Annotated in this window: 5 protein-coding genes; all 5 read right to left on the bottom strand. The window is 64.2% G+C overall.

The window, feature by feature from the left end:
• On the bottom strand, positions 1 to 582 hold a 582-nt coding region (locus EGJ22_RS25325), incomplete at its 3' end, for a serine dehydratase beta chain (protein WP_305955504.1).
• Positions 583 to 738: 156 nt separating this feature from the next.
• Positions 739 to 3,594 (bottom strand): aminomethyl-transferring glycine dehydrogenase, encoded by a 2,856-nt coding sequence (gene gcvP / locus EGJ22_RS25330; protein WP_125920454.1) that lies wholly within the window; start codon positions 3,592 to 3,594, stop codon positions 739 to 741.
• Between the two features lie 10 nt (positions 3,595 to 3,604).
• On the bottom strand, positions 3,605 to 3,988 hold the full coding sequence (gcvH, locus tag EGJ22_RS25335; RefSeq protein WP_009687031.1) for a glycine cleavage system protein GcvH: 384 nt from the start codon (positions 3,986 to 3,988) through the stop codon (positions 3,605 to 3,607).
• A gap of 327 nt (positions 3,989 to 4,315) precedes the next feature.
• Complete coding sequence (gene gltS, locus EGJ22_RS25340) at positions 4,316 to 5,521, bottom strand: sodium/glutamate symporter (protein WP_033691431.1); 1,206 nt, start codon at positions 5,519 to 5,521, stop codon at positions 4,316 to 4,318.
• A gap of 166 nt (positions 5,522 to 5,687) precedes the next feature.
• Entirely contained in the window at positions 5,688 to 7,196 is a 1,509-nt protein-coding gene (locus tag EGJ22_RS25345; RefSeq protein WP_047150239.1) for a sigma-54-dependent transcriptional regulator, read from the bottom strand.
• Positions 7,197 to 7,377 lie beyond the last annotated feature (181 nt).

The following is a 7,377-nucleotide window of genomic DNA, read 5'->3' on the forward strand; positions in this document are numbered from 1 at the left end:
ATACCCCCTTGTGGGGTGGGGGGGGGGGGGGTGGGGGGGGGGGGCGGGGGGCCCCGGGCCGCCCGGGGGGCGGGGGGGGGGGGGGCCCCCCCGCGGGGGGGGGGGGGGGGGGGGGGGCCGCCCCCCCCCCCCCCCCCCGCCCACCGAGTAGTACTCGCGGCTGCGGATTTGAAGGCCGGCGTTGTCGAATGCGCGGAAGATCATGCCGTTGGGGTGGTAGTCCAGTGGCTTGCGGATCATTGCCAGGTGCTGCTTTTCATTGAAGGCAATGGTGTGCTCGCCCAGCAGCTTGAGCTTGCCACTGCTGCGGATGGCCTGCAGGCGGGCGGGGATGCTGTCGGTATCGAGGGTGTCCGGCTGTTCGCCTTCAAGGCCGAGCAACACGGCCTTGTCACTGCCGTGGCCTTTGCCGGTGGCACCCAGTGAGCCATACAGCTCGGCCTTGACGCTGGCCGTTTTGGCCAGCAGGCCATCACGGCGCAGCCCTTCGGCAAACCGCGCAGCGGCGCGCATCGGGCCGACGGTGTGGGAACTGGAGGGGCCGATGCCGATCTTGAACAGGTCGAAGACGCTCAAAGCCATTGCTCGTTCCCTCCAGAAAGAAAAGGCGAGTGCTGCGCACTCGATCGCCGGCAAGCCAGCGCCCACAGGTACGACGTTCCCGTGAGAGCAGGCTTCTTACAGGTGCAGCACAATCCTTGCAGGCAGTGGAGCCCTTGTGGGAGCCGGCGAGCCGGATCAGGCGTCCTGATAGCTCTCGATCGACGGGCAGGCGCACACCAGGTTACGGTCGCCGAATACGTTGTCGACGCGGCCGACCGGTGGCCAGTACTTGCCTTCCACCAGGCCAGGCAGCGGGTACACCGCCTGCTCGCGGCTGTAACCGTGCGCCCATTCGCCAACCAGCTCGGCCGCGGTATGCGGGGCGTTTTTCAGCGGGTTGTCGTCTTTGTCCAGGCTACCGTCCTCGACCGCGCGGATTTCTGCGCGGATCTGGATCATGGCGTTGCAGAAGCGGTCCAGTTCTTCCTTGGACTCGCTTTCGGTCGGTTCGATCATCAGCGTGCCGGCCACCGGGAAGGACATGGTCGGGGCGTGGAAGCCGAAGTCGATCAGGCGCTTGGCCACATCGTCGACGCTGATGCCGCTGGTGTCCTTCAGTGGGCGCAGGTCGAGGATGCATTCGTGTGCCACCAAGCCATTGCCGCCGCTATACAGGACAGGATAGTGCTCTTCCAGGCGGCGGGCGATGTAGTTGGCGTTGAGGATCGCCATCTGCGACGCACGCTTGAGGCCGGCACCGCCCATCATGCGGATGTACATCCAGGTGATCGGCAGAATGCTGGCGCTGCCGAACGGCGCGGCGCACACCGCACCCTGGGTGTTTTGCAACTGCGCATGGCCGGGCAGGAACGGCGCCAGGTGCGACTTGACGCCAATCGGGCCCACCCCCGGGCCGCCGCCACCGTGCGGAATGCAGAAGGTCTTGTGCAGGTTCAGGTGCGACACGTCGCCGCCGAACTTGCCCGGCGCGCACAGGCCGACCATGGCGTTCATGTTGGCGCCGTCGATGTACACCTGGCCACCGTTGTCGTGAATGATCGCGCAGATTTCGCCGATCGCTTCTTCGAACACGCCGTGGGTCGATGGGTAGGTGATCATGATCGCGGCCAGGCGCTCGCGGTGTTCGATGGCTTTGGCGCGCAGGTCCTCGACATCGACGTTGCCGCGGGCGTCACAGGCGGTAACCACCACACGCATGCCGGCCATGTTGGCGGTAGCGGGGTTGGTGCCGTGGGCCGACGAGGGGATCAGGCAGATGTCACGGTGGCTTTCGCCACGGCTGCGGTGGTAGGCACGTATGGCCAGCAACCCGGCGTACTCGCCCTGCGAGCCGGCGTTGGGCTGCAGCGACACGGCATCATAGCCGGTAGCAGCGCACAACATTGCTTCCAGCTCGGTGGTCATCTGCAGGTAGCCCTGGCTTTGCTCGGCCGGCGCAAAGGGGTGCAGGTTGCCGAACTCGGCCCAGGTCACCGGGATCATTTCGCTGGCTGCGTTCAGCTTCATGGTGCAGGAGCCCAGCGGGATCATGCTGCGGTCCAGCGCCAGGTCCTTGTCGGCCAGGCGGCGCAGGTAGCGCATCAGTTCGGTTTCGCTGTGGTAGCGGTTGAATACCGGGTGTTCGAGGATGGCCGACTGGCGCAGCAGGGCCGCGGGCAGCAGCCAACCGGTGCTGGCAGCCAGCGCGGCGAAGTCAGGCAGGGGCTGGTTGCCGGCGAACAGTTGCCACAGGGCCTGCACGTCAGCCTGGGTGCTGGTTTCGTCCAGCGACAGGCCCAGGTGGGCGGCGTCGACCTGGCGCAGGTTGATACCTTGGGCGCGGGCCTGCTCAAGCAGGCTGGCAGTGGCGGTGCCGGTGGCCAGGGTCAAGGTGTCGAAGGCTGTTGCACCGACCACTTGCAAACCCAGGCGGTTCAGGCCGGCTGCCAGAACCGCGGTCAGCGCATGGGTGCGCTCGGCGATGCGCTTGAGGCCGGCCGGGCCGTGGTACACGGCGTACATGCTGGCGATATTGGCCAGCAGCACCTGGGCGGTGCAAATGTTGCTGGTGGCCTTCTCGCGGCGGATGTGCTGCTCGCGGGTTTGCATGGCCAGGCGCAGGGCGGTCTTGCCGAAGCGATCGATCGACACGCCGACCAGCCGGCCTGGCATGTCGCGCTTGAAGGCGTCACGGGTGGCGAAGTAGGCCGCGTGTGGGCCGCCGAAGCCCAGGGGCACGCCAAAACGCTGGGCGCTGCCGATGGCCACGTCGGCATCGAACTCACCCGGTGGGGTCAGCAGGGTCAGGGCCAGCAGGTCTGCTGCCACGGCGACCAGCGCGTTGGCGGCATGGAAGCGCTGCACCACTTCACGGTAGTCGAACACCTCGCCATTGCTGGCCGGGTATTGCAGCAGCGCGCCGAAGAAGGCACTGGCATCGCCCAGCTCGCGTTCGTCGCCGACCACCACGTCGATGCCCAACGGCTCGGCGCGGGTGCGCAGTACGTCCAGGGTTTGCGGGTGGCAGTGCACCGACGCGAAGAAGCTGTGGCTGGTCTTGTTCTTCGACAGGCGCTTGCAGAAGGTCATGGCCTCGGCTGCGGCGGTCGCTTCGTCGAGCAGCGAAGCGTTGGCGATCGGCAGGCCGGTGAGGTCGCTGATCAGGGTCTGGAAGTTCAGCAACGCTTCCAGGCGGCCCTGGGAGATTTCCGGCTGGTAGGGCGTGTAGGCGGTGTACCAGGCCGGGTTTTCCAGCAGGTTGCGCAGGATGGGGGCCGGGGTGTGGGTGTTGTAGTAGCCCTGGCCGATGAAGCTCTTGAACAGCTGGTTCTTGCCGGCGATGGCCTTGAGTGCTGCCAGCGCGTCGGCTTCACTCTGGCCGTCGTGCGCGCCGAGCACGCTGGTGCCCTTGATGCTGTCGGGGATGACCGCCGCGGTCATGGCGTCCAGCGATTCGAAACCGAGGGCGGCGAGCATGGCCTGCTCGTCGGCGGTGCGCGGGCCGATGTGCCGGGCGATGAATTCGTTGGCGGTGCTGAGGTTGATGGTCATGGCGCAGTCCTCAGGCTTCAGCGTTGGCTTTGATCAGGCGGTCATAGGCGTCCTGGTCGAGCAGGGCGCTGACTTCGCTGATGTTGGCCGGGGTGAAGCGGAAGAACCAGCCTTCGCCCATGGGGTCTTCGTTGACCAGCTCCGGGCTTGAGTCGAGCTGTGCGTTGACTGCAACCACCTCGCCGGTCAGGGGCATGTATACGCCGCTGGCAGCTTTCACCGACTCGACGGTGGATGCTTCGCTGCCTTTCTCGTACTGCTGCAACTCGGGCAGTTGCACAAACACCACATCGCCAAGGGCGTTCTGGGCGAAGGCGGTGATGCCCACGGTGACACTGCCGTCGGCTTCGACGCGCAGCCATTCGTGATCTTCGGTGAAACGCAACTCGCTCATGCGGAATCCTCGGGCGTTGGGCGCGGTGTGCCCGCGCTCTTGGGTCGGGATTCCCATAGCAATAATGCGGCCAATTTCAAAAAAGGCTTATAAAACAATAAGTTAAATTTTTACTGAGGCGCTCGATTTTTGGCGGTGGAACGAAAACGCTACATTGCACGCGGGGTGAAAAAGCGTTTCTCTATCAAACCCTTGTATAACCGCATGCGCACACCAATGTAGCGTTTTCGATACGGTGTAATCAAAGCGTTACAGTGCCGCGGCGTCTGTTTGGCACGTTACTGCCAACTCTTTAGTCGGGCGACGCCACAGGTACGGTAAAAGGCATCAACCTGCCATGAACAGCGGCAGTGCCAGATAGAGTTTGATCACGATGACATTGATGATGTCGATGAAGAATGCCCCCACCATGGGTACCACCAGAAAGGCAATGTTCGAAGCGCCGTAGCGCTGGGTCACTGCCTGCATGTTGGCAATGGCAGTGGGCGTGGCCCCCAGGCCAAATCCGCAATGGCCGGCAGCCAATACGGCAGCATCGTAATTGCGACCCATGACCCGGAACGTCACGAAAATTGCGAACAGCGCCATGACCAGTGTCTGTGCGGCCAATAATGCGAAGAACGGCAAGGCCAGCGCTGCCAGGTCCCATAGTTTGAGCGACATCAAGGCAATGGCCAGGAACAGCGACAAGCTGACATTGCCCAGTACCGAAACTTCCCGTTCGAACACACGGTAGAAGCCGAATGCGGATAGCCCATTGCGCAGCAATACACCCACGAACAGCACACACACAAACGTCGGCAGTTCGAATGCAGTTCCTTTGAGTGCGCCATTGAGCAAAGAACCGGCAAGCAGGCTTACCGCAATCAGCGCCAGTGTTTCTACAAATGAAAACGATGTTATCAGGCGCTCTTTGTCAGGCCGCTCGAAACCCTGGGGCAGTTGCGGCAGTTCCTCATCGGCCCCCGGCGTTTTCACCCGCTTGATCAGCAGCCGGGCAACCGGCCCGCCAATCAGGCCGCCCAGCACCAGCCCGAAGGTGGCCGAGGCCATCGCCAGTTCCGCAGCCGAGGCCAGGCCGAACTTTTCGCTGAACGTGGCGCCCCAGGCGGCGCCGGTGCCGTGGCCGCCGGACAGGGTGATCGAACCGGCCAGCAGGCCCATCAAAGGGTCCAGCCCCAATGCCGAGGCCAGGCCGATGCCCATGGCGTTCTGCACCAGCAACAGGCTAGTGACCACCAGCAGGAAGACCACCACCACACGGCCGCCTTTTTTCAGGCTGGCAAAGTCTGCGCTCAAGCCGATGGTGGCGAAGAAGGCCAGCATCAAGGGTGTTTGCAGTGAGGTATCGAACTGCACCTGCACATCGAAACTGCGCAACGCCAGCAGGGCAAAGGCGACGACCAGGCCACCGGCAACGGGTTCCGGAATATTGTAGACGCGCAACAAACCAATCCTTGCAACCAGCCCGCGCCCCAATAACAGGACGAGAGAGGCGGCTACAAGTGTCCCGTAAAAATCGAGTTCAAACATCAGGTGCTCTCGTTATATCCAGTAGCGAACCACGCTCCGCACTTGGGCGGATCAGTGGGATGACAAGTGGCAATACACCGTCACCATTCTACGAGGCATATGTGGGAGAGTATCTTTCACGCGCGTAGGAAAGGTCTGAACAACTAACAGGTTATTGCAACGACTATCAGCCTTTGCCGGGTATTCCATATTTACGCAAGCGCTGGGCAATGGCGGTGTGCGAAGTGTGCAAGCGCGCAGCCAGTTGCCGGGTGGAGGGGTAGCTGGCGTACAGACGTTGCAGCAGCTCACGCTCGAAATCGCCCACGGCTTGCTCCAGGCTGGCCACTTCGCCATCTTGCCCGCGCGCCACCGAGGTGCCGGCAATGTCCAGGTCACCAATGTCCACCAGGTTGCTTTCGCAGATGGCCGCCGCACGGAAAATCACGTTCTGCAGTTGGCGCACGTTGCCCGGCCACGGGTTGGCCAGCAGCGCCGAATGGGTGGCCGGGGTCAACCGGCAGGCTGGGCGCTGGATCTGCGTGCAGGCCTGCTGCATGAAGAAGTGCGCCAGCATCAGGATGTCCTGGCCGCGGTCGCGCAGGGGCGGTACCTGCAGGTTGAGCACATTCAGGCGGTAGAACAGGTCTTCGCGGAAGCTGCCTTCGGCCACCATGCGCTCCAGGTCGCGGTGGGTGGCGCTGATGATGCGCACATCGACCTTCACTTCGCGGTCGCCGCCCACCCGGCGGAAGCTGCCGTCACTGAGGAAGCGCAGCAGCTTGGCCTGCAGGTACGGTGACATTTCGCCGATCTCATCCAGAAACACCGTGCCCTGGTTGGCCAGCTCCATCAGCCCCGGCTTGCCGCCGCGTTGCGCGCCGGTGAAGGCGCCGGGGGCGTAGCCGAACAGCTCGCTCTCGGCCAGGCTCTCGGGCAGGGCGGCGCAGTTCAGCGCCAGGAACGGTGCCGCCTGGCGGCTGCTGATGGCATGGCAGGCGCGGGCCACCAGCTCTTTGCCGGTGCCGGTTTCGCCATGCACCAGCAGCGGCGCATCGAGTGCGGCAACGCGCATGGCGCGTGCTTTGAGAGTACGGATGGCCGGTGACTCGCCCAGCAGGGCGTCGAAGCCCTCGGCGTGGTCGTGGTGCAGGGCCGACAGGCGTTCGCCCATGCGCGATGGCGGGTAAAGCGTCAGCAGGCCACCGGCGTTGGTAATGGGCATGGCATCGAGCAGCAGGCTGTGGCCGTTCAGTTGCATCTCGCGCATAGGCAGGTGGAAGTTGTTGTCCAGCAGCGCCTGCAGCAGCCCGGCGTCGCCGAACAGCTCGCCCACCGAGCGCCCGGCCGATTCGCGGCCGCATAGCTCGATCAGCGCCGGGTTGGCCAGCAACACCTTGCCGGCGCTGTCCACGGCCAGGACCGGGTCGCTCATCGCTGCCAGCAACGCATCCAGTTGCAGGTGCCGACGTTGCCCGGGAAGGATGTCGACCACGTCCACCGACTGTACCCCGTGCACTTCGAACAGTGCGTCGTGCAGCTCTTCGAGCACCGCGGGGCTGAGCGTCGGGGCGTCGATGTAGACGTTCGGCGGGACCATCTCCACGGCGTCCAGGTTGAGGTTGCGGGCACCGAGCAGGGCTAGCACTTCCTGAGTGATGCCGACGCGGTCGATGAAGCTGACGTGGATGCGCATGGGAACGTAGAGGGTGGTGGCCGGGGAGGGCGGTAGTATGCCTCAACATCGCCGGGGCCGCCTTGCGGCCCATCGCAGGCAAGCCAGCTCCCACAGGGATCGCGTCAGGGCTGATAGGTGTTTGTCACAAGATATGCAGCGCCTGTGAGATCGAGCGCCGCCCGCGCGGCGCATCGCGAGC

Source organism: Pseudomonas sp. p99-361 (assembly GCF_003935475.1).
In the GTDB taxonomy this organism is placed as follows: Bacteria; Pseudomonadota; Gammaproteobacteria; order Pseudomonadales; family Pseudomonadaceae; genus Aquipseudomonas; species Aquipseudomonas juntendi.